Below are 20632 nucleotides of genomic sequence, written 5' to 3'. Positions count from 1 at the left end.
TTACGGACGCCCCTGCTGATGTTACGGTGTGTGTTAGCCGCCGAAGTCGTCTAACAGGATATTGTCATCTTCTACGCCTAAATCTTTCAGCATATTGATTACAGCTTTGTTCATCATCGGTGGACCACACATATAAAACTCGCAGTCTTCCGGAGCTTTATGGTTTTTCAGGTAGTTTTCATAAATAACGTTATGAATAAAACCGGTATAACCTGCCCAGTTATCTTCTGGTTGTGGGTCTGACAGTGCAACATGCCATTCAAAGTTATCGTTTTCTGCTGCCAGCATGTCGAAATCTTCTACGTAGAACATTTCGCGCTTAGAGCGAGCACCATACCAGAAAGTAATTTTACGCTTTGATTTTAACCGGCGCAGTTGGTCGAAAATGTGTGAACGCATTGGTGCCATACCGGCACCACCGCCGATAAATACCATTTCAGCTTCGGTCTCTTTCGCGAAGAACTCACCAAACGGACCAGAGATAGTAACTTTATCGCCTTCTTTCAGACTCCAGATAAAGGATGACATCTTACCGCAAGGCAGGCTCAGATTATTTGGTGGCGGCGTTGCAATACGCACGTTCAACATAATAATGCCTTCTTCTTCCGGATAGTTTGCCATGGAGTAAGCGCGGATAGTTTCCTCGTCTACTTTTGACTCCAGACTAAAGAAGTTAAAGCGTTCCCAGTCACCACGGAACTGTGCCGGAATATCAAATTCCTTGTACTTCACGTGGTGAGCCGGAGCTTCAATCTGAATATAACCACCGGCACGGAACGGCACTGACTCACCATCCGGGATCTGCAGTTTCAGTTCTTTAATAAAGGTCGCTTTGTTATCGTTAGAAATAACAGTACAGTCCCATTTTTTGATGCCGAAGATTTCTTCTTCAACTTCAATATCCATGTCTGACTTTACGTTTACCTGACAAGACAAGCGGCAACCCTGACGCGCTTCACCTTTGGTGATATGGCCCAGTTCCGTTGGCAATATTTCGCCACCACCAGCATGTACATGTACCCGGCACTGACCACAAGAACCACCGCCACCACAAGCAGACGATAAGAAAATACCGTTGTCTGCCAAAGCACCCAGCAATTTACCGCCTGCTTTGGTTTTTATCGCTTTGTTTGGGTCACCATTAATGCTGATAGTAATGTCACCCGACGCTACCAGCTGAGATTTTGCTACCAGGATAATGGCTACCAGAGCCAATACCACTAAGGTAAACATCGCAACGCCAAGAATAATGTCTAGATTTTCCATCTTGTGTTCCCTTACCCCTTACAGTGATACACCTGAGAATGACATAAAGCCAAAGCCCATCAACCCCACCATTAAGAAGGTAATACCCAGACCACGTAAACCATGTGGAATGTCTGCATATTTTAACTTCTCACGAATACCTGCCAGCAAGGTTATAGCTAACATCCAGCCAATACCGCTGCCCAGACCAAATACCACGCTTTCGCCAAAGTTGTAATCACGCTCAACCATAAAGCATACCGCACCAAAGATGGCACAGTTAACGGTAATCAGTGGCAGGAAAATACCAAGCGCGTTGTACAGTGCCGGAAAAAACTTATCTAAAATCATCTCCAGAATTTGTACCAGCGCCGCGATAACGCCAATGTAAGTCAGAAAACCCAGAAAGCTTAAATCAGCTTCCGGAAACCCAGCCCAGGCCAGGGCACCAGGAGCCAACAGGTTTTGATAAACCAGGTTGTTTAACGGTACGGAAATACCCAGTACCACAACAACAGCTACCCCCAGGCCAAACGCCGTAGTGATTTTTTTCGATACGGCAATAAAGGTACACATACCGAGGAAGAACGACAGTGCCAGGTTTTCAATAAATACCGCACGCACAAATAAGCTAATGTAATGTTCCATTTATTGCTCCTTATGCCTTCTCAACTTGTTCAGTACGGAAGGTGCGCAGTAACCATATAAGACCTGCAATGATGATAAAGGCGCTAGGTGGCATTAACAGTAAACCCATTGGCTGATACCAACCACCATCTTTAACCAAAGACAGCACTTCAACACCAAACACTGTACCTGAACCGCCTAATTCGCGGATAAAAGCCACTGTCATCAGTACTACGCTGTAACCTAAACCATTACCGATACCATCCAGGAAGCTGATACCCGGCTTACTTTTCATGGCAAAGGCTTCGGCACGGCCCATTACAATACAGTTGGTGATAATCAAACCAACAAATACCGACAGCTCTTTTGCCACATCATAAGCAAAGGCTTTCAGTAACTGGTCAACCACAATTACCAGAGACGCTATGATGGTCATCTGCACGATAATCCGTACACTGGAAGGGATCTGATTACGGATTAACGAGATAAAGAAGTTAGAAAAAGCAGTAACCAGGGTAAGTGCAATGCACATTACCAGCGCTTTATCCATCTTAGTGGTTACGGCCAGTGCAGAACAGATACCCAGTACCTGCAATGCAATAGGGTTGTTGGCGAAAACCGGCCCAAACAGTACGGTTTTAATTTCTTTTGCATTAGCCATTGTTTAATGCTCCGTCACGAACTTTAGCCAGGAACGGGGCAAAGCCCTTAGCACCTGCCCAGAAATCGAAAGTGTATTGCACGCCATTACTGGTTAAGGTAGCACCAGATAAGCCATCTACTTCAAAAGCAGAGTCGGCACTGGCATTGCCTGGTTTAACCACTTTAATAGCTGGCTGACCAGAAGCATCCAGAAGCTTTTTACCGGCAAATTGCTTAACCCATTGCGGGTTTTGCACTTCACCACCTAAGCCTGCGGTTTCGCCTTGTTCGTAATAGTTCAGGCCTAAAATAGTAGTACCATCAGGCCCCAAAGCTAAAAACGCATGCATCGTCGACCATAAACCATAGCCATGCACCGGCAACACTATTGACGTTAGCTCGCCAGATGACACACCTTTTTCATACGCCAGATAAACCGGCGCTATATTAGCGCGGGTTTTGATCGAGGCTAAATCATCTTCGCCAGATAAACGCACGCTTTCTTTAGGATCTTTCATAAACTTACGATAATCGTAGTTAGCAGGTTTCTGTACAAACTCACCTGTATCCAGATCGACAAAACGCTCTTCAACATGTTCGCTGTACAGTTGCGCGATATTATCGCCAGTCAGCAAGCCTGTTACAGCCAAGACGTTCTTTTGCGAATCGAGCAGTTTATTGGCAGTTTGCTGCGGGCGTAACTGCACCGCAGCAGTAGATACCACCACTGCACAAACTAAACATAAAGAGATGACTACGATCAGCGTTTTGCTGATGCTATCGTTATTACTAGACATTGCGTGCCAGCCTCCGCTTAATGTTGGCCTGAGCCACGAAGAAATCGAACAATGGCGCAAACAGGTTGGCGAATAATATGGCTAACATCATACCCTCAGGATATGCCGGGTTAGCTACACGGATCATCACCACCATAAAGCCAATTAAAATACCGTAGGCCCATTTACCTTTATCAGTGAACGAAGCTGATACCGGATCGGTAGCCATAAAAAACATACCAATGGCAAAACCGCCCAGCACCAGGTGCCAGTGCCATGGCATAGCAAACATAGCGTTCGACTCTGAACCAATAGCATTGAACAGGTAAGCTGTCAGCACCATACCCACCATCACACCTGCAACAATGCGCCAGGATGCAATACGGAAATATATCAGTGCCAGGCCGCCAATTAATAAGGCCACTACTGAGGTTTCACCCACTGAGCCGGGAATAAAACCGTAGAATGCGTCTAACCACTGTTGTGAACTGGCAGCCCAGCTGTAATCCAGCTCGCCTGAAGCAGCTCTACTTAACCAGGTAGCACCTGAATAACCATCAGCCACGGTCCATACTGCATCACCGGAGATTTGCGCCGGGTAGGCAAAGAACAAGAACGCACGACCTGCCAGAGCAGGATTCAGGAAGTTACGGCCGGTTCCACCAAATACTTCTTTGGCAATAACCACACCAAAGGTGATCCCCAATGCAACCTGCCAAAGTGGAATACTGGCCGGTAATATTAAGGCAAACAGAATAGAGCTGACGAAGAAACCTTCGTTGACTTCATGCTTACGTACAGAGGCAAATAAAACTTCCCAGAAACCACCAACAACAAAGGTCACCGCATAAATAGGCAGGAACCACACGGCGCCATACCACATTTTGCTACCCCAGCCGGAGTTTGCGCTTAGTTCACCGCCCAAGGCCTGGTAGATAGCGACCTGCCAGGTATCCGGTGTACCAAAACCGGCCTGCAGCGCGATAACCGCCTGATGACCAATATTGTACATACCAAAGAACAGCGCCGGGAATAATGCCAGCCAAACAAAGATCATGATGCGCTTTAAATCGATACTATCGCGAACGTGAGTACCGTTTTTTGTCACCAGACCCGGGGTATACAACACCGTAGCAACAGCTTCATACAGCGCGTACCACTTTTCATATTTGCCGCCCTTTTCAAACTGCGGCTCAATGCGCTCTAAAAAATGCTTTAAACTCATTATTAGCCTTCCTTCTGAATGGTCGTCAGGCAGTTACGTAAAATGGTGCCATAGTCGTATTTACCCGGACAAACAAAGGTACATAGCGCCAGATCTTCTTCATCTAATTCCAAAGCGCCCAGTGTAATAGCACTGTCTGTATCACCTGAAATAATGTCACGCAACAGCAGCGTTGGCAGTATGTCCAGTGGCATAACACGTTCGTAGTTGCCAATTGGCACCATAGCGCGTGAAGAACCATTGGTGGTGGTGGTCATATTGAACAGACGCTTAGGGCTCAGATGCGATAAATAAGCCCGGGTAACAGAGAATTTAGTTGCGCCCGGCGCAATCCAGCCTAAAAACTCTTTTTCATCACCCTCGGCCAATACCGAAACCTGTGTATGATAACGACCAACATAGCCGTGTACACCGTGTGCCGTTGCACCTGACAGAACCGAACCGGAAATAATACGGTTTTTGCCGTCGGCCAGTTCACCTGCTGTCAGCTCGCTAACTGAAGCGCCCAATACGGTTTTAATCAGACGTGGATTATTTACTGCAGGGCCAGCCAGTGACACAACGCGCTCACTATGAAGCTCACCGGTAGTAAACAGCTTACCAATGGCAATTACGTCCTGATAACCCAGATGCCAAACCACTTTTTTTGCACTAACTGGGTCTAACAAATGAATATGGGTGCCGACTAAACCAGCCGGGTGCGGACCAGAAAACTCTGCCACTTCGGCTTGGCTGATTGCAGGTACTGAAGTACCGGCCTTTTTGCTCAGGTACAACTTACCGTCGGTCAATTTTGCCAACACAGTTAAACCTTGAGTGAAGGCTTCACTGTCAGCTGCAAGCACTACTGTCGGATCTGCTGCCAATGGATTGGTATCCATCGCATTGACAAAAATGGCCCGCGGTACGCTGTCAATTGCCGGCGTCTGGCTGAATGGCCGGGTGCGCAGCGCAACCCATAAGCCTGAATCAACCAGATTTTGCACCACTTGCTCACGGCTGATGCCTGCAAGCTCGTTAGCCGGGTATTTGGCGAATTGCACAGCATCATCACCTGATGCAGCAATCACCACAGATTGTAAAACCCGTTTTGCACCGCGGTTGATTTCTTTTACAGTACCAGCAACAGGTGCAGTAAATTTAACGCCAGGGTTTTTCTTGTCTTCGAAAAGCACCTGACCTTTTTTTACTGTATCGCCAACTTCGACTGCCATGGTCGGGCGCATACCATTAAACTCTTCGCCTAGGACGGCGACAGTGCTGATGGTATTGCCCGTACTGATCTCTTGTTTAGGACTGCCCGCGAGGGGAATGTCCAAGCCTTTTTTGAGTTTTATCATACGTACTTGCACTACTATTTTGGGAAGAAACAGGGCCTAGTTTTTCAGCTGCTCACCGCGCAGCGCATCCGGCATCTTTTTTCAGGCATTAACCTGTATATTGTTTAACCAGATACACGTATTAAAGTCGCGGATTCTAGCACTAATACAGCCGTCTATCCATGCCATTACAGAAAAATTCCGGCAATCTGACCGCTTAAAACAGCTATTAACCGCCAATAAAAACCGCGCGACTTTACTGCATGGATCTAATAAGTTCTAGTCAACTTTAGTCCATTTTTACATAAACAAAAGCCGCCTTGCGGCGGCCTTAGCGGTTAACGTTGCAAATTTTGCAGTGGAACCATAGGTGAAACATCAGCATCATAGTCAACATGGCTGTAACCAAAGCCAAATAACCTCAGAAATTCATTATGATAGCCAACATAATCCGTCAATGTATCTATAGTGTCCGTGGTTACCTGGCCCCATAAATCTTTTACGGCCTGTTGTATATGCGGGCTAAGTTCTTTTCCGTCCATCCGCAACCGGCCAGCGTCGTCCATTATCGGCGCGTCACTGTACAGCCCCTGACGGAATAAACCGTTAATCTGCTCAATACAGCCCTCATGCGAACCTTCCTGTTTCATCACGCGGTATAACAACGAGATATAAAGCGGCATGATTGGAATAGCTGAACTGGCCTGAGTGACCAGGGCTTTTAAAGAGGCGACATAAGCTTTGCCTTTTTTGCCTGCAAGTTGGCTACTAATTGCCGCAGCGGCGCGGTCCAGATCTTCTTTGGCTTTGCCGATAGTCGCTTTACCATAAATAGGCCAGGTCAGTTCTTTTCCGATATAGGTGTATGCTACTGTCTGGCAATTGTCGGCTAATACGGCAGCGGCATCTAACTGGCTTAACCAGCGCTCCCAATCTTCTCCGCCCATTACTTTTACCGTTTGGTAAATCTCATCATCGTTAGCCGGATCTACCGACACTTCTTCTATTTCACGCTTACTGGTATTTAGGGTACGGGCGGTATAAGACTGGCCAATAGGTTTTAACACTGAGCTAAACACTTCACCAGTTACCGGATCTTTACGTCGCGGCGCTGCCAGGCTGTACACCACTAAGTCAATTTTGCCCATTTCACGGCGGATAATATCAATAGCCTGCGCTTTTAACTCATCGGTAAAAGCATCGCCATTCAAATGTTTGTTCCACAAGCCCTCAGCGTTAGCCGCCTGTTCAAAAGCCGCCGTGTTATACCAACCGGCGGAGGCCGTTTTGCTGTCAGATGGTTCTTTTTCGAAAAAAATACCCAGGGTTTTCGCACCTGAGCCAAAAGCTGCGGTAATACGCGAGGCCAGGCCATAGCCGGTTGAAGCACCGATAACCAGCACATTCTTCGGGCCATTCGCCACCGGGCCGAGTTGTTTTACATAATCAATTTGTTCTTTAACATGTTCGGCGCAGCCGACAGGATGGGCATTAGTACAAATAAAACCACGAATTTTCGGTTGAATAACCATGACAGCTCCTGCTGTTGTCTCGACAAAATTGGCGTTAGTGTAAAACTTTACCGCAGAAAACAGGTCTGATCAGCCGTTATTGCAGAAAAATCAGTGTTAAACATGGACAGCGGCGCAAAAATAAAGCGTCACACGGACGCTTTTTCTGGCTTATCCAACTTGCTGCCTCCATAGCAGCGTGGTGAAACCGGTGGTTTTTCTGCATAGTATTCGTACCATTCCGAAGGTGTATAAGTGTGCAGGGCTAACGCATGAATTTTTTCTGCCAACTCCTCTGCAACCACGGCATTTACTGCCCGATGACGCTGTAGCAGACGCAGGCCGTCAAAAGCAGGTGTCACTATCACGACTTTAAAATGTGACTCCGATCCCTGTGGTACGTTGTGCAGGTAGCTCTCATTCACCACGTCCAGGAACACAGGATCAAATGCACTAAGTAACTTCTGTTCAATAGCGGTATGAATCAACATAGTCCTAATCCTTTTTTATTCCTGTTACTAACTCTAGATGCCAGGCTTAAACTTGCCAGCTGGTTTTGCTGTCAAGAAAAATAAGCGGGACTAACGGGCTGGCAGCCATACAAAAAATAATTTTGTCTAAGCCATGTTTTTAATATAACGAAACGTCAGATTTAACCGGCAGCCACTAACCCGGCTTTGCTTTGGTAGCCGGTGCAGCCAATGCTGCTGGCAGCCGCCAGCCATCAGAAGCAAACTACCTGGCGTCAAATCGAGCGCCAATTGCCAGGCCGCAGAGCGATGCTTAAGCTCAAACCGGCGGGTTACGCCAAGGCTGACAGACGCTATTGCCGGATCATGCCCCAGTTCCCGCTCGTTGTCAGCATGCCAGCCCATATGTTGCTGGCCATCAGCATATAAGTTCAGCAGCACGCAGTTAAACGGCTGGCCTAAAAACTCACTCAAGCGTTGTGCCAGTGCCTGTACAGACGGATGCCAGGGCTGAGGTGTAAAAGTGGTAGCAGAATAGCGATACTGGCAATGCGCTTCGCCCATCCACACCTGCTTACGCGGAATTTTCACCGTCTTGCCAAACATCAGAATACTGTCCTGTGTCCACGGCAGTTGCAGCTGTAATTGCGCCAACAAAATGCTGGCCTGCTGTGCTGACAGCCAGTCTTGCCATAAACTGATAGTGGCGCCCGGCAGGTTAAATTGCTGCAGCGGGTAATGCAGGTTGTCGCTGTGCACTTGCCGTGTCAAAATGCCCACCTTATTTGCTTAGCCGTGTCTCTATGAATACAACCTTTAGTTATGCCAATGGCAGCCTGCAGTTACATCGCTGGCCTCTGCATCAGCCCAACACTAGTTTACAAGCCTGGGATGCCGCTGATGAGCTGCTGATCGAACATGGTCTGGCAGCCGCTGCGCAGTTTAGCGCGCAGCATCAGCGCGCGCCACTGATACTATTGATAAACGATAGCTTTGGTGCCCTGTCTTGTGCCCTGAGTGAGTTCCAGCAAATTCAGATAAATGACTCTGTACTGGCTGAATTGGGTACCCGGCACAACCGGCAACAGAATAAGCTGGACAGCGCCAAGCTGCAGCAACAATCCAGTCTGGACAGTTATCCATCTAACGCCGACATCGTATTGTTAAAACTGCCCAATAATCACAGTTATTTGCAATATATATTGCAGCAGTTGGCGACAATAGTAACGCCAGACACTGTTATCCTGGCCAGTGCCAAAGCCAAAGACATTAACCGTAATGTGCTGGCCAGGTTTCATCATACTCTGGGCCCGGCCTCGGCTTCGCTGACCGTTAAAAAGTGCCGGCTGATCCAATGCCAATTTGATCCGGCACTGGCGCCAACGGGGCAAGAAGTGTTTCCGTTGCAGTGGCCATTAGAGCAAAGCCACTTTACTTTGCTCAACCATGCCAATGTATTTTCCAGGGAAAAGTTGGATCAGGGCGCCCGCTTCTTTTTGCAGCACCTGCCCGTGCCTGCTGCCGACCAAACAGTGATTGATTTGGGCTGTGGTAACGGCGTATTGGGGCTGACACTGCTGGCTCAACAGCCGCAAATGTCGATGCTGTTTTGTGATGAGTCGTACATGGCCGTTGATTCCGCACGCCAGACTATAGCGCACAACCTGCCAGATCAGTTGGCTCAGTGCCAATTTATCGTTGACGATTGCTTAAGCCAGCAAACGGATCGCAGCGCCGACATTATTGTGTGTAACCCGCCATTTCATCAGCAACAGGCAGTTACCAGCCATATTGCCAGTCAAATGTTTGCTGAAGCAAAAAGGGTATTGAAACAGGGCGGTCGGCTGCGTATCGTCGCCAACAGACATCTGGAATACGCTGCTGTGTTAAAACGCTTATTTGGCAACTGCCATCAGTTGGCGGCCGATGCAAAGTTTGTTATTTTAGAAGTTATTAAAAGGAGTTAACCATGCGCTACCTCTGCATCCTGCTGCTGTCGCTGCTTGCCGCTTGTGCCAGCCAGCTACCGGGCTTTATTTTGTCACCACAGGTATTCTGGCCGCAGTCTAACCAGCTGCAACAAAGCCGTTTTGCTTTTAACGTAGCAGATGTGCGTGGCCAGCAATACACCTTACGTTTACAGCAGGGCGCCAAGGTGCAGCATATTGGCACAGCTAATGATGTCAGAGCTCAGCTGGAGCAAACCCTGGCACAGGCTTTTACTGCCCAGGGTGCCAGTTTAACTGCGGACAGTAGCAAGCGCCTGACGATTAAAATCAGCCAACTGCAAGCCATAGTCGACCAGCGCACTTTAGAGCATGCCGTCACCAACCAGGTCGCTTTGACGGTATTTGTTGAACATCCGCAGGGTACCTTTAGCAAAACTTACTCTGGCGATAGCAGCTTTACTGCACCGTTTAAAATGGATATTGCCGCGGTAGAACGTGAACTGCGGGTGCTGACCGAACAAGTTCTGACACAGCTGTTGCAGGATAACAGCTGGCAACAACTGCTCAGAGGATAATATGCGGGTTTTACTGCTGCTTGTTCTGTTGTCGTTTAGCTGTATGCCGCTGGCCGGTCAGTTTGTGCAGCCGGATAACCTGTACCCTAAGGTGCGGCTGCTAACATCGCATGGCGATATTGACGTGGAACTGGATCGCGCCAAAGCACCGATCACGGTAAATAACTTCCTCAGCTATGTGAAAAAGAAACAATACGACAATACCCTGTTTCACCGGCTTGAAAGCGAATTTGTGCTGCAAGGTGGTGGCTATGACATTAACTACAAAGCGATAAATGAACTAAAGCCTATTTTTAATGAATCAGGAAATGGCCTGAAAAATCAGTTAGGTACCATTGCCATGGCCAGGTTGAACGACCCCCACAGTGCCACCAGTCAGTTTTTCTTTAATCTCAATGACAATAGCCATTTAGATCCGGGCCGCAATTGGGGCTATGCCGTCTTCGGCTACATTACTGCTGGTCAGGATGTTATCGAGAAGATCCGTGCTATTCAGACAGATACCTCTGTTGAACTGGGTTGGCCCAATGTACCGACAGAAAAGGTCATCATAAAAACCGTATTGATACTGCCAGAGCCCTGAAACTGTCTATACTTGATGTAATATTTATTACCCACTGATGTGGTTACATCAACTATGCCCGACAGCTTCATTGAACACAAATCGCAGCAACTGATATTTTATATCTCACGCTATTTTCGTGGCCGCCTGCCACATAGCGAGCTGCATTTGTTTGTTTGGGACACGCTGGAAGAATGGGCTCAGCTTACAGCTGAATTGCAATTGCCTTACAACCATAAAGAAAGAGTGTTCTGGCATCTGATCCACCAGCTGGAATACTGGCCGGATCAAGCGCTGCGCGAAAACAAAAAACTGCGGCGAAATATTCAGGACTGCATCTGTTTTCTTAAAGGCCGCGGCGTGGCCCCCAGCGATTGTGTTGGTGTGCGGCCTTAAAGACTTGACCATATCTATCTGACAGGTAAGCTACAGCTAACTTTACTGACCGCGGATTGTCTTTTGTCTTTCTTTCCTTCCTGGTTAAACGGCCTGAACATTTACTTGCAACGCCGGGTGCTGGCTATTTTTATCCTGGGCTTTTCCAGCGGCTTGCCATTGATGCTGGTATTTGGTGTTTTGTCATTCTGGTTACGTGAAGCCGGAGTATCCCGGGCCGATATCGGCTACTTTAGCTGGGTGGCACTGGCTTATGCCATTAAATGGCTTTGGTCGCCACTGGCAGACCATCTGCAGATCCCGCTACTACATAATCGTTTGGGCCGGCGCCGTAGCTGGCTACTGCTATCTCAGTTGGCCATTGTTATCGCCATAGTGTGTATGGCGACTACAGATCCACAACAAAACCTGGCGGTTATGGCGGCCTTTGCCGTACTGCTGGCCTTTGCTTCTGCAACTCAGGATATTAATGTCGATGCCTTTCGTATTGAAAGTGCGCCAGAGCAGTTGCAGGCTGCGCTGGCAGCTGCGTACCTCTGTGGCTACCGGCTGGCAATGATACTGGCATCGGCCGGCACATTATGGGCGGCTGCTTTATTTTCTGCCTCAGAGGCTTATGATTTAGCCGGTTGGCAAAGCGCTTATTTGCTGATGGCGCTATGTATGCTGCCTGGCATACTCACCACCCTGTTTAGTAAAGAGCCGCTTAGTAATTTACAGCAACACAGCATCACGCAAGGCCCGGCGCTGCAACGCGTCCTGGCCTGGTTGCGTCAGGCAGTGGTTGCGCCATTTATCGACTTTTTCAGCCGTTATAAATGGCATGCAATACTAATATTGATGCTGATAGCCTGTTACCGCCTCAGCGACGTTGTGATGGGGGTGATGGCAAACGCTTTTTATGTCGATATGGGTTTTAGCAAAGAAGAAGTCGCCAGCGTCTCCAAGATCTATGGTGTTATCATGACATTGCTCGGCGCCGCCCTGGGTGGCGTGTTAATTAATCAGTTTGGCGTAATTAAAATCCTGTTTATTGGTGCCATGCTAAGTGCAGTGACTAATTTGCTGTTTTCTGCATTAAGCCAAATTGGCTATGATTTGATGTGGTTAACCTTAGTCATCTCGGCTGATAACTTAAGTGCAGGCATTGCGACCAGCGCCTTTCTTGCTTATTTAGCCTCTTTGGTAAATCTGGCGTTTACCGCAACCCAGTACGCCATATTCAGTTCGCTGATGTTGCTTTTGCCTAAATTTGCCGGTGGTTTTTCCGGCCAATGGGTCGATCAGATGGGTTATAGTCAGTTTTTTATATTTACTGCGCTATTGGGTATACCAGCACTGATTTTGATTGTTTTACTTGAACGTCAGCGTTTAAAGCAGAACGCCGCAAACTAGCGGCGCTCCCCAAACGGTAGTCAGGCTGTAAGTACCTGCTTTAACCCTTCCGTTGGGTCAACTTCTAACGCCTGGCAATAACGGACATATTCAATTACATCCAACCGGCGTTCCTGATTCTCTACCTTACCAATAAAGGAATGCGGCGTTCCTAAAATCTCCGACAAGCTACGCATGGTGTGGCCTTTTTCCTGACGTTGCCGCTTCAGCCATACACACAGGCGCTTGTTCTCTTCAGAAATAACGCTTTTTGTACCTTTCATACTTTTTCTTCTCCCAGCGTGTTACGCTTTTATTATGTAAAAATACTTCCTGCAAAGTAAAATCCAAACCCTATTGCCAGCGCAATAAGCAATAAAAAACGGTTAATTAAACCACAGGTTGCGACGAGCGTACAGCTACAAGCGTTAAAAACTGTAAAGTTGCTTTACACCGACACCAACACAAACGAATTGACTGACGATTGAAACGTCAGCGGGAGAAAATAAAATGATCAAGTTGCTGTATCTGATGCCCGTACTAATGTGCGTATTTTGGTTCTGGTACTTGCAACAACGCGGCCTGAGCGTTAAACAGGGGATAAAAGGCTTTGGCTATATTATTGGTTTTAATCTGATTATTGCACTGAGTCTGTGGCTGTTGATGATTTTGACACAGCGCTGAGATCAGACCAGCGCACGCTGCTTACGCCGGCCTGAATGTATTTATTTTTTTACATAAATGCAAAGTTATACCGAGAATGACGAACCACAACCACAAGTTGTTGTCGCATTGGGGTTTTGCACGATAAAACGGCTACCTTGCAGACCATCGGTATAGTCGACCACGCCGCCCATCAGGTATTGCAGACTCATCGGATCTACCACCATGGCTACGCCTTGCTTTTCGACGACGAAATCACCGTCGTTCACTTTCTCATCAAAGGTGAAACCATACTGAAAGCCAGAGCAACCACCACCGGTAATATAAACCCGTAATTTCAGCAGCGGGTTTTCTTCCTCACTTACCAACATAGCCACTTTACGCGCCGCCGCTTCAGTAAATTCAATTGGCACTACAGGCTCTGACATAATAACTCCGATACTAAATTGCGGGCGCAAATTATCCAATACCTGAGTGTTTTATTCAAGTATTACCCCCGAACTAAGCAAAACTGCGTTATTTGTGCCACTTTACAGCGCTTATTCAGCAACTTATGTTAAACTGCTGAGAAAATTCATCGGGTTTTGGTTGTTATGCGACGCTGGCAGAACTGGCTTCCATCCTTGCAACGTCAACTGGCGTTTCCACAAACGTCTTTGCAGCTGTGTGTGCTTGGCATGTTGGGCGGTTTAGCCGCAGCCATTCTGATTATTCTGTTTCGTCTTGCCATTATTGGCCTGCAAAGTTTTTTTCTTAGCCACACCGACGATTTCTCAACCATCAGTGCCGATATCCGCTGGACGTTACCCTTGGGTGGTGCCGTACTGATAGGTCTGCTGGCCTGGCTTACCGGCTACAAACATTACCGTTTAGGCATTCCCTTTGTCATACACCGCATTAAGCTAAAATACGGCCTGATGCCAACGCGCAACACCATCAATCAGTTTTTTGGTGGCATACTGGCGTTATCCAGTGGTTTCTCAGTCGGCCGTGAAGGCCCCTCGGTGCATCTTGGCGCTTACGGTGCCAGCTTTATTGGTAAATACCTGCAGCTGCCTTACAACAGCATTCGTATTCTGGCAGGCTGTGGTATCGCAGCAGGCATCTCAGCCTCTTTTAACACCCCGTTAGCCGCCGTTATCTTTGTGATGGAAGTGGTACTGCGCGAATATAGGGTGCATGTGTTTATCCCGATAATGTTGTCATCGGTAGTGGGTGCACTAATCACTCAAACCGTGTTTGGCAGTGACCGCGAGCTGGCGCTATTGAATATCGTCTCCATCAGCGGCTGGCATATGCCCTATCTGGTATTATGCGGCGTAGTATTTGGCGCCATCGCGTATGTGTTTAATAAAAACCTGATGCGTCTGATCAAGCTGTTTCGTAACTGGCCGCTAATGCTTCGGCTGACGCTGGCAGGTGCGGTAACGGCGGCGGTGGGCTTTTTAATTCCGCATGCTATGGGCGCAGAAACCGGTGCAATTTTTTATGCTGTTAATGCGCCCAACGATGTCGCCCTGTTGCTGACTATTTTTATTGGTAAAATGTTACTTACCTTATTTGCGCTGGGGCTGGGTGTACCCGGCGGTGTAATTGGCCCGGTTTTTGGTATTGGGATAGTGCTGGGTACTTTGCTGGCTATCATTCCATCGGCACTACTCGGCGACAGCAGTATTGCCGGCACCTATGCCGTATTGGGTATGGCCGGCCTAATGGCCGCGACTATGCATGCCCCACTGGCGGCGCTGGTCGCCGTGATGGAACTGGCACACAATCCTGGCATCATAGTTCCGGCTATGCTGGTTATCACAACGGCCTATGTGACCGGCGTGCAGTTTTTTAATAATAAATCCATATTTACCCTGCAGCTCGATTTTCTGCAAATGCCCTATAAGCTGTCACCTGCTGATGATGTATTGCAAAAAGTAGGCGTACTGGCATTGGTAAACAACCAATACCAGTTGCTGGACAATCCCGGGGAAAATGACATTCAGCAAGTGCTGGATAAACTGGAACCACCACAACAACTTATTGTAAAGCGCAGCGGTACAGACGGCGATGAATACTGCCTGGCCAGTTATGACGTACAGCTGTCAATGACCGGGGCCAGCGCCGTGCAGTACCAACCAATGCAGGGGCTTAACCATCAGGCCACCATGGCTGAAGTATTCGCCATTTTAGAAGATAAGCGTGAAGGTGCGGTATATATTTATCGCGAAGATCAGCCGGCGCAGCTGATAGGTATTATCCGCTGGGATCAGGTGCGCGGATTATTGGTAAAGCAGAACAATTTATTATGACAATTATGCTTGTATACAAAGCCTTACATGTGTTCTTTATGGTGGCCTGGTTTGCCGGCATTTTTTATCTGCCGCGGCTATTTGTCTATCATGCTGCAACTAAAAGCCCCGACTGCGACGCCGAGTTTAAAGTGATGGAGCGTCGCTTGCTGTATTTTGTTACCCCCTTTGCGCTGTTAACGCTACTGTTTGGTATATTGCTGATCTACAGCTATGGCGCTGCCTGGTTTAACGCCAGCAGCTGGCTGCATTACAAATTAGTGCTGGTCATGCTGCTATATGTGTATCATGGCTATTGCTTTAAGCTATTAGCCGATTTCAAACATAACCGTAACCGGCGCAGCCCGCGGTTTTACCGTATTTTTAATGAAATGCCCGTGCTGATTTTATTAGCGATAATATTGCTGGCCTATCTGAAACCAGTCTAGCGCCCTATTCGCTTTTGCCGGCTGTTTTCGCGTATAATAGCACGGTCTATTGCCGGTTCCGGGCCAGTTCCGGGCCGGGTTAATTCTCAGCGAAAAGAGCACTGACTATGAGCTTTAAAGGCGAACACATCCTCTCGGTAAGCCAGTTTGATCGCGACACCATCCAGCACGTTTTTACTATAGCCCGAAAAATGCAACCTTATGCCAGCCGGCAAAAACGCACCAAGGTGCTGGAAGGCGCTATATTAGGTAATCTGTTTTTTGAACCCAGCACCCGCACCCGGGTCAGCTTTGGTTGCGCCTTTAATTTACTTGGTGGTGAAGTACGTGAAACCACCGGTATGGAATCTTCTGCATTATCAAAAGGCGAATCGCTGTTTGATACGGCCCGTGTGATCAGCAGTTACAGTGATGTGATAGCCATGCGTCACCCGCAGGCCGGTTCAGTGGCTGAATTTGCCTTAGGTAGCCGGGTGCCGGTACTAAACGGCGGCGACGGTGCCAATGAACACCCCACCCAGGCCTTGTTGGATCTATTTACCATAGAGCGCGAGCTGGCCTCGTCCGGTCAGAGTATTGATGGCATGCATATCGCTATGGTAGGCGATTTGAAATTCGGCCGTACCGTACACTCGTTGTCCAAGCTGTTAAAGCTATACAAAAACCTGCGCTTCACGCTGATTGCCCCAAAAGAGCTGGCAATGCCGGACGAAATCGTCAGTGCTATTGAAAACGCCAGCCATCAAGTTACCGTTACCGATGTTCTTGAGGGCAACCTGAACGCAGATATTGTCTACCAAACGCGGATCCAGGAAGAGCGCTTTCCGTCAAAAGCCGAAGCCAATCTGTATCGCGGCAAATTCCGCTTAAACCAGGAAATTTATACCCGTTACTGCAAATCCAATACGGTAATTATGCATCCGCTGCCGCGTGACTCACGGGTAGAAGCCAACGAATTAGATAACGATTTAAACCTGAACCCTAACCTGGCCATTTTTCGTCAGGCCGACAACGGCATTCTGGTGCGGATGGCGCTGTTTGCGTTAACGCTTGGAGTAGACGACATTATTAGCAACTACGAGTGCGCCGTGCCCTGGTACAGCAATAAGCACAGTGGTTAACCCGGCAGACGGCCGGCTCTTTTTACTTATCGGAAACTGATTTTATGTCTTTATCTGCAGAACTGTTTCAACGTGCTCAGCACACTATTCCAGGCGGCGTCAATTCGCCGGTGCGCGCTTTTAAAAGCGTTGGTGGAACGCCAGTGTTTATCGAGCGGGCTGACGGCGCTTACCTGTTTGACGTAGATGGCAAACGTTACATTGACTATATCGGCTCCTGGGGGCCGATGTTATTAGGCCATAATCACCCGGCCATCCGTAATGCAGTCATTGAAGCCGCCGGCAAAGGCCTGAGCTTTGGCGCGCCCTGCCCGGCGGAAGTAACCATGGCTGAATTAGTCAGCAAACTGGTTCCTTCAATGGAAATGGTACGCATGGTTAGCTCCGGCACCGAAGCGACGATGAGCGCAATCCGCCTGGCACGCGGCTACACCGGACGTAATACCATAGTTAAATTTGAAGGCTGCTATCACGGCCACGCTGATTCCTTGCTGGTAAAAGCCGGTTCAGGCGCGTTAACTCTGGGTGTACCTAATTCACCTGGCGTACCGGCCGATTTTGCCAAATACACCCTAACCAGTGAGTTCAACAACCTGCCACAGTTAACGCAACTGTTTGCCGAGCACGGCAAGGACATCGCCTGCATTATTGTTGAGCCGGTCGCTGGCAATATGAATTGCATCCCGCCTGCAGATGGCTTTTTACAAGGCTTGCGCCAACTGTGTGATCAATACGGCGCAGTATTAATTTTCGACGAAGTGATGACCGGTTTTCGGGTAGCACTCGGCGGTGCCCAGGCGGTATACCAGGTAACGCCGGATTTAACGACTTTAGGTAAAATTATCGGTGGTGGCATGCCGGTAGGCGCCTTTGGTGGTAAACGCGAGATTATGCAACATATAGCGCCGCTGGGGCCGGTATACCAGGCAGGTACTTTATCCGGTAACCCCATCGCCATGGCGGCCGGGTTAGCTGCATTGACCGAAATCAGCAAAGCCGGTGTTTATGACGCCTTAGCCGCTAAAACTACGCAGCTGATCAATGGCATCAGTAAAGCCGCAGCAAAACACGGTGTACCGCTGGCAACCAACCAGGTTGGTGGTATGTTTGGTTTCTTCTTCACCAAGGAAGCCACGGTCTCCAACTTTGCCCAGGCAACCCAGTGCGATACAGACGCCTTTAAGCGTTTTTTCCACCTGATGCTGCAACAAGGTATTTATCTGGCGCCATCAGCTTATGAAGCTGGCTTTTTATCGCTGGCACACAGTGATGACGACCTGGCGCAAACTATTGCCGCCGCAGAGCACAGCTTTAAACAGCTTTAACGACGGTTTTGCAACCAGACAATATCAGTGTCGTGCGGCCGTTGCCGCACGACAAAACCAATCCCCTTACCCCCGCTGTAAATGGCTAATGGCATATTGCTTTGTGGCCAGTTTAACTCGGTAAGTTGCTGAGTGTGCCAGTCGTAATATTTCAAGGCATCATGCTGCGTGTCCAACCAATAGATGCCGCTACTATCAGTAAACCATTGTTCAGGGGATAACTGGCGCCAGTTTAACTGTGCCGGCAAAATACTCAACTGTCCGCCGTGCAACACCGCCAAATCGTTGCGGTGAGAAAACTGCAATACTAAACCATTGTCAGGGCCACAACGCACATCTACCACATCAGCGTATACTACGCTTTTACCGCTGTCCGTTTCGCTGAATAGCTGCCAGCCGTGCGCTGTCAGCTCTGTCCAGTACAAGCGGTCATTGCAACTACTGACACGCCCGGCAGTATTGATATTGGCCGGATAAGAGGTTAACTCAGCACTATGCTGGTCTAGTTGAAACAACTGATTATTAAGCATTAACAACAAGTTAGCCTTGTGCCATAACAATTGCTGCACTTGCTGTTGCTCGTTCAGCCTTGTCAGCTGCGTACTGTCGCGGCCTCGCGCCAGCCATACCTGAGGCAGGCCGGTACGCTGTGAAACAAAGGCAGTGCCATGCTCAGATACCGCCAGCAAACTCTCACTACGATTACTAATATGCCAGGGAGAAAATGACAGTAAGGCGCGCTGTCCATTGTCGGCAATTTGGTAAATATCTGTGGTGTAATCCAGAAACTGCGTCGCCAATACCTGTCCCGGCGCTTTACTTGCCTGAGTCAGGTCAATAGTAAGGGGGCCTAAACGCTGCACAGACTTGCTTGTCAGATCAAATATTTCCAGTTCTCTGCCCATTGCCGACAGTAATAACTGTTGCTTGCTCCACCAGGAAAATTGCTGCACTAAATACGGAAAACTTATCACCAGTTCCGGCTGGCCATCCGGAAGCGCTAAACGATACAGGGTACTGCTGCTGACACTCTGTTGTACCAATAAATACAAGTTGTCATCCGACAACAGCATAGCGCTTAGTTGGCGCCAGTTATTAGCAATACGATTTATCGCTGTAACACTGTCTTGCCCTGTTGTGCGGTACAACAACACGTCGCTTGAGCCGGGTTCTGTATCGGCCCACAACCATTGTTCCTGCCAACGCAACAGCGCTTGCGATAATACCTGATGACAAGGCCAGGCTTGCAGCAATTGCGCAGGTTTGGCTACGGGCAATAATTGTTGCTGATAAAATGCACACTGTTGCTGAGCTGTGCCACCACGAAACAGTAAATTTTGGTCGTCCAGCCAGACGGGTTCTGACAGGGTCTGATAATATTGTGCTACATGCTCAACTTTTAAATCAGCCAGATTTTGTACACTCCAGTTCAGCAATGGCTGCTCTGGTGCGCGGTGTTGATACACTACATGGCTGAGTGAGGCGTTTAGTATTGGCCAGTATTCCTGCCCGCTTAGCGCACTTATCGGTGTAATGGTGTCTGGTAACCGCACCAGTGGCTCGGCGGTATATTTAGCCAACACATAAGCCAGACTGGCACAGCATAGCAGCACTACAGCAGCGGTCGTGCTAATAAAGCGCCATGGCAAGCCTGCTGCGTTATCATCAGCAAGCGGTTTAGCGCCGCCCTCTGCTACAGACTCTGTTAGTGGATTATCCGGTGCCGCGCTGGGTGCCAACAGCTCAACCGCCTTAATCTCAGCTAACCAACAATAGCCTTTTTTCGATATTGTTGCGATATAGCAAGGCGAGCGTACATCATCGCCGAGAATTTTGCGCAAGGCGCCCACAGCACGCATTACCGCTGCATCAGTGCCTTCTTCAGCAGGCCAAACTTTATCAATAAGGGTATCTTTAGCTAGCAGGGTGTTTGGATGACGTAAGAAAAAATTCAGCAGGCTTTGCAAGCGCGGTTCAAGCCGGTGCGGGTGCTCAGGTTTAGCTATGGTAACGGGCCACAGTTCGCCATAAACGACCTGATAATACCAGTCGCCAATCTGTACCACAGGGTCCAAATTTGACATTAAGGTCCGCCCAACATAACTATGTTGGAGCGGATTATAC

General features: G+C 48.5%; 22 protein-coding genes. 10 read left to right on the top strand and 12 right to left on the bottom strand.

Annotated features, from left to right (window positions below; genetic code table 11):
- Positions 1-33 precede the first annotated feature (33 nt).
- The 9 genes from nqrF to MN202_RS02505 all read right to left on the bottom strand — a co-directional run bounded on the left by nqrF (position 34) and on the right by MN202_RS02505 (position 8595).
- Complete coding sequence (nqrF, locus tag MN202_RS02545; RefSeq protein ID WP_335734522.1) at positions 34-1266, bottom strand: NADH:ubiquinone reductase (Na(+)-transporting) subunit F; 1233 nt, start codon at positions 1264-1266, stop codon at positions 34-36.
- 18 nt (positions 1267-1284) lie between these two features.
- Positions 1285-1893: an NADH:ubiquinone reductase (Na(+)-transporting) subunit E gene (nqrE, locus tag MN202_RS02540; RefSeq protein ID WP_335734521.1), complete on the bottom strand. Its 609-nt coding sequence runs from the start codon at positions 1891-1893 to the stop codon at positions 1285-1287.
- Between the two features lie 10 nt (positions 1894-1903).
- Positions 1904-2533: an NADH:ubiquinone reductase (Na(+)-transporting) subunit D gene (locus tag MN202_RS02535; protein WP_335734520.1), complete on the bottom strand. Its 630-nt coding sequence runs from the start codon at positions 2531-2533 to the stop codon at positions 1904-1906.
- Positions 2526-3311, bottom strand: a complete 786-nt coding sequence (locus MN202_RS02530; RefSeq protein WP_335734519.1) for a Na(+)-translocating NADH-quinone reductase subunit C — start codon at positions 3309-3311, stop codon at positions 2526-2528. Before MN202_RS02530 ends, MN202_RS02535 begins: the two co-directional genes overlap by 8 nt.
- Entirely contained in the window at positions 3304-4515 is a 1212-nt protein-coding gene (locus MN202_RS02525) for an NADH:ubiquinone reductase (Na(+)-transporting) subunit B (protein WP_335734518.1), read from the bottom strand. The genes MN202_RS02530 and MN202_RS02525 overlap by 8 nt, the downstream gene beginning before the upstream one ends.
- Positions 4516-4517: 2 nt before the next feature.
- The gene (locus MN202_RS02520) at positions 4518-5855 is read right to left on the bottom strand and encodes a Na(+)-translocating NADH-quinone reductase subunit A (RefSeq protein ID WP_335734517.1); all 1338 of its coding nucleotides are present in this window, start codon (positions 5853-5855) and stop codon (positions 4518-4520) included.
- Between the two features lie 317 nt (positions 5856-6172).
- Entirely contained in the window at positions 6173-7366 is a 1194-nt protein-coding gene (fabV, locus tag MN202_RS02515) for an enoyl-ACP reductase FabV (RefSeq protein ID WP_335734516.1), read from the bottom strand.
- 128 nt (positions 7367-7494) lie between these two features.
- The gene (locus MN202_RS02510) at positions 7495-7836 is read right to left on the bottom strand and encodes a BolA family protein (RefSeq protein ID WP_335734515.1); all 342 of its coding nucleotides are present in this window, start codon (positions 7834-7836) and stop codon (positions 7495-7497) included.
- A gap of 126 nt (positions 7837-7962) precedes the next feature.
- The gene (locus MN202_RS02505) at positions 7963-8595 is read right to left on the bottom strand and encodes an alpha-ketoglutarate-dependent dioxygenase AlkB family protein (protein WP_335734514.1); all 633 of its coding nucleotides are present in this window, start codon (positions 8593-8595) and stop codon (positions 7963-7965) included.
- 23 nt (positions 8596-8618) lie between these two features.
- On the opposite strand from MN202_RS02505, the gene MN202_RS02500 reads away from it, so the two are divergent.
- The 5 genes from MN202_RS02500 to MN202_RS02480 all read left to right on the top strand — a co-directional run bounded on the left by MN202_RS02500 (position 8619) and on the right by MN202_RS02480 (position 12692).
- A complete protein-coding gene (locus MN202_RS02500; protein ID WP_335734513.1) occupies positions 8619-9782 on the top strand; it encodes a methyltransferase in 1164 nt (387 codons plus the stop codon).
- A gap of 2 nt (positions 9783-9784) precedes the next feature.
- Entirely contained in the window at positions 9785-10339 is a 555-nt protein-coding gene (locus MN202_RS02495) for a YajG family lipoprotein (RefSeq protein WP_335734512.1), read from the top strand.
- Position 10340: 1 nt separating this feature from the next.
- Positions 10341-10922: a peptidylprolyl isomerase gene (locus MN202_RS02490; protein ID WP_335734511.1), complete on the top strand. Its 582-nt coding sequence runs from the start codon at positions 10341-10343 to the stop codon at positions 10920-10922.
- Between the two features lie 54 nt (positions 10923-10976).
- Entirely contained in the window at positions 10977-11297 is a 321-nt protein-coding gene (locus tag MN202_RS02485) for a hypothetical protein (RefSeq protein ID WP_335734510.1), read from the top strand.
- A gap of 63 nt (positions 11298-11360) precedes the next feature.
- Entirely contained in the window at positions 11361-12692 is a 1332-nt protein-coding gene (locus MN202_RS02480) for an AmpG family muropeptide MFS transporter (protein WP_335734509.1), read from the top strand.
- Between the two features lie 20 nt (positions 12693-12712).
- Here MN202_RS02480 and MN202_RS02475 read toward each other — a convergent pair whose 3' ends face one another.
- Positions 12713-12955 carry a helix-turn-helix domain-containing protein gene (locus MN202_RS02475; RefSeq protein ID WP_335734508.1) on the bottom strand — a complete coding sequence of 81 codons (243 nt, stop codon included), beginning with the start codon at positions 12953-12955 and terminating at the stop codon, positions 12713-12715.
- A 226-nt stretch (positions 12956-13181) separates the two neighbouring features.
- Between MN202_RS02475 and MN202_RS02470 the strand changes: the two genes are divergently transcribed.
- A complete protein-coding gene (locus MN202_RS02470) occupies positions 13182-13355 on the top strand; it encodes a hypothetical protein (protein WP_335734507.1) in 174 nt (57 codons plus the stop codon).
- A gap of 65 nt (positions 13356-13420) precedes the next feature.
- Here MN202_RS02470 and erpA read toward each other — a convergent pair whose 3' ends face one another.
- On the bottom strand, positions 13421-13762 hold the full coding sequence (erpA, locus tag MN202_RS02465; RefSeq protein WP_335734506.1) for an iron-sulfur cluster insertion protein ErpA: 342 nt from the start codon (positions 13760-13762) through the stop codon (positions 13421-13423).
- A gap of 165 nt (positions 13763-13927) precedes the next feature.
- Here erpA and MN202_RS02460 point away from each other — a divergent pair, with 165 nt between their 5' ends.
- From MN202_RS02460 to hemL, 4 genes are all read left to right on the top strand, one after another.
- The gene (locus MN202_RS02460) at positions 13928-15634 is read left to right on the top strand and encodes a chloride channel protein (protein ID WP_335734505.1); all 1707 of its coding nucleotides are present in this window, start codon (positions 13928-13930) and stop codon (positions 15632-15634) included.
- Positions 15631-16062, top strand: a complete 432-nt coding sequence (locus MN202_RS02455) for a CopD family protein (RefSeq protein WP_335734504.1) — start codon at positions 15631-15633, stop codon at positions 16060-16062. The genes MN202_RS02460 and MN202_RS02455 overlap by 4 nt, the downstream gene beginning before the upstream one ends.
- A 107-nt stretch (positions 16063-16169) precedes the next feature.
- A complete protein-coding gene (locus tag MN202_RS02450; RefSeq protein ID WP_335734503.1) occupies positions 16170-17183 on the top strand; it encodes an aspartate carbamoyltransferase in 1014 nt (337 codons plus the stop codon).
- Positions 17184-17227: 44 nt separating this feature from the next.
- Complete coding sequence (hemL, locus tag MN202_RS02445) at positions 17228-18508, top strand: glutamate-1-semialdehyde 2,1-aminomutase (RefSeq protein ID WP_335734502.1); 1281 nt, start codon at positions 17228-17230, stop codon at positions 18506-18508.
- On the opposite strand, the gene MN202_RS02440 is transcribed toward hemL, so the two are convergent.
- Positions 18505-20592 carry a winged helix-turn-helix domain-containing protein gene (locus tag MN202_RS02440; protein ID WP_335734501.1) on the bottom strand — a complete coding sequence of 696 codons (2088 nt, stop codon included), beginning with the start codon at positions 20590-20592 and terminating at the stop codon, positions 18505-18507. The genes hemL and MN202_RS02440 overlap by 4 nt on opposite strands.
- Between the last annotated feature and the right edge of the window lie 40 nt (positions 20593-20632).

This window comes from Rheinheimera muenzenbergensis, assembly GCF_036984005.1.
Lineage (GTDB): Bacteria > Pseudomonadota > Gammaproteobacteria > Enterobacterales > Alteromonadaceae > Alishewanella > Alishewanella muenzenbergensis.
This window is presented reverse-complemented; position numbering and strand designations above follow the sequence as displayed.

Excerpts from the sequence above, each read along its gene's own strand:
- nqrF (WP_335734522.1), bottom strand. The coding sequence starts at position 1,266 with ATGGAAAATCTAGACATTATTCTTGGCGTTGCGATGTTTACCTTAGTG.
- nqrE (WP_335734521.1), bottom strand. The coding sequence starts at position 1,893 with ATGGAACATTACATTAGCTTATTTGTGCGTGCGGTATTTATTGAAAAC.
- MN202_RS02535 (WP_335734520.1), bottom strand. The coding sequence starts at position 2,533 with ATGGCTAATGCAAAAGAAATTAAAACCGTACTGTTTGGGCCGGTTTTC.
- MN202_RS02530 (WP_335734519.1), bottom strand. The coding sequence starts at position 3,311 with ATGTCTAGTAATAACGATAGCATCAGCAAAACGCTGATCGTAGTCATC.
- MN202_RS02525 (WP_335734518.1), bottom strand. The coding sequence starts at position 4,515 with ATGAGTTTAAAGCATTTTTTAGAGCGCATTGAGCCGCAGTTTGAAAAG.
- MN202_RS02520 (WP_335734517.1), bottom strand. The coding sequence starts at position 5,855 with ATGATAAAACTCAAAAAAGGCTTGGACATTCCCCTCGCGGGCAGTCCT.
- fabV (WP_335734516.1), bottom strand. The coding sequence starts at position 7,366 with ATGGTTATTCAACCGAAAATTCGTGGTTTTATTTGTACTAATGCCCAT.
- MN202_RS02510 (WP_335734515.1), bottom strand. The coding sequence starts at position 7,836 with ATGTTGATTCATACCGCTATTGAACAGAAGTTACTTAGTGCATTTGAT.
- MN202_RS02500 (WP_335734513.1), top strand. The coding sequence starts at position 8,619 with ATGAATACAACCTTTAGTTATGCCAATGGCAGCCTGCAGTTACATCGC.
- MN202_RS02495 (WP_335734512.1), top strand. The coding sequence starts at position 9,785 with ATGCGCTACCTCTGCATCCTGCTGCTGTCGCTGCTTGCCGCTTGTGCC.
- MN202_RS02490 (WP_335734511.1), top strand. The coding sequence starts at position 10,341 with ATGCGGGTTTTACTGCTGCTTGTTCTGTTGTCGTTTAGCTGTATGCCG.
- MN202_RS02485 (WP_335734510.1), top strand. The coding sequence starts at position 10,977 with ATGCCCGACAGCTTCATTGAACACAAATCGCAGCAACTGATATTTTAT.
- MN202_RS02475 (WP_335734508.1), bottom strand. The coding sequence starts at position 12,955 with ATGAAAGGTACAAAAAGCGTTATTTCTGAAGAGAACAAGCGCCTGTGT.
- MN202_RS02470 (WP_335734507.1), top strand. The coding sequence starts at position 13,182 with ATGATCAAGTTGCTGTATCTGATGCCCGTACTAATGTGCGTATTTTGG.
- erpA (WP_335734506.1), bottom strand. The coding sequence starts at position 13,762 with ATGTCAGAGCCTGTAGTGCCAATTGAATTTACTGAAGCGGCGGCGCGT.
- MN202_RS02460 (WP_335734505.1), top strand. The coding sequence starts at position 13,928 with ATGCGACGCTGGCAGAACTGGCTTCCATCCTTGCAACGTCAACTGGCG.
- MN202_RS02455 (WP_335734504.1), top strand. The coding sequence starts at position 15,631 with ATGACAATTATGCTTGTATACAAAGCCTTACATGTGTTCTTTATGGTG.
- MN202_RS02450 (WP_335734503.1), top strand. The coding sequence starts at position 16,170 with ATGAGCTTTAAAGGCGAACACATCCTCTCGGTAAGCCAGTTTGATCGC.
- hemL (WP_335734502.1), top strand. The coding sequence starts at position 17,228 with ATGTCTTTATCTGCAGAACTGTTTCAACGTGCTCAGCACACTATTCCA.
- MN202_RS02440 (WP_335734501.1), bottom strand. The coding sequence starts at position 20,592 with ATGTCAAATTTGGACCCTGTGGTACAGATTGGCGACTGGTATTATCAG.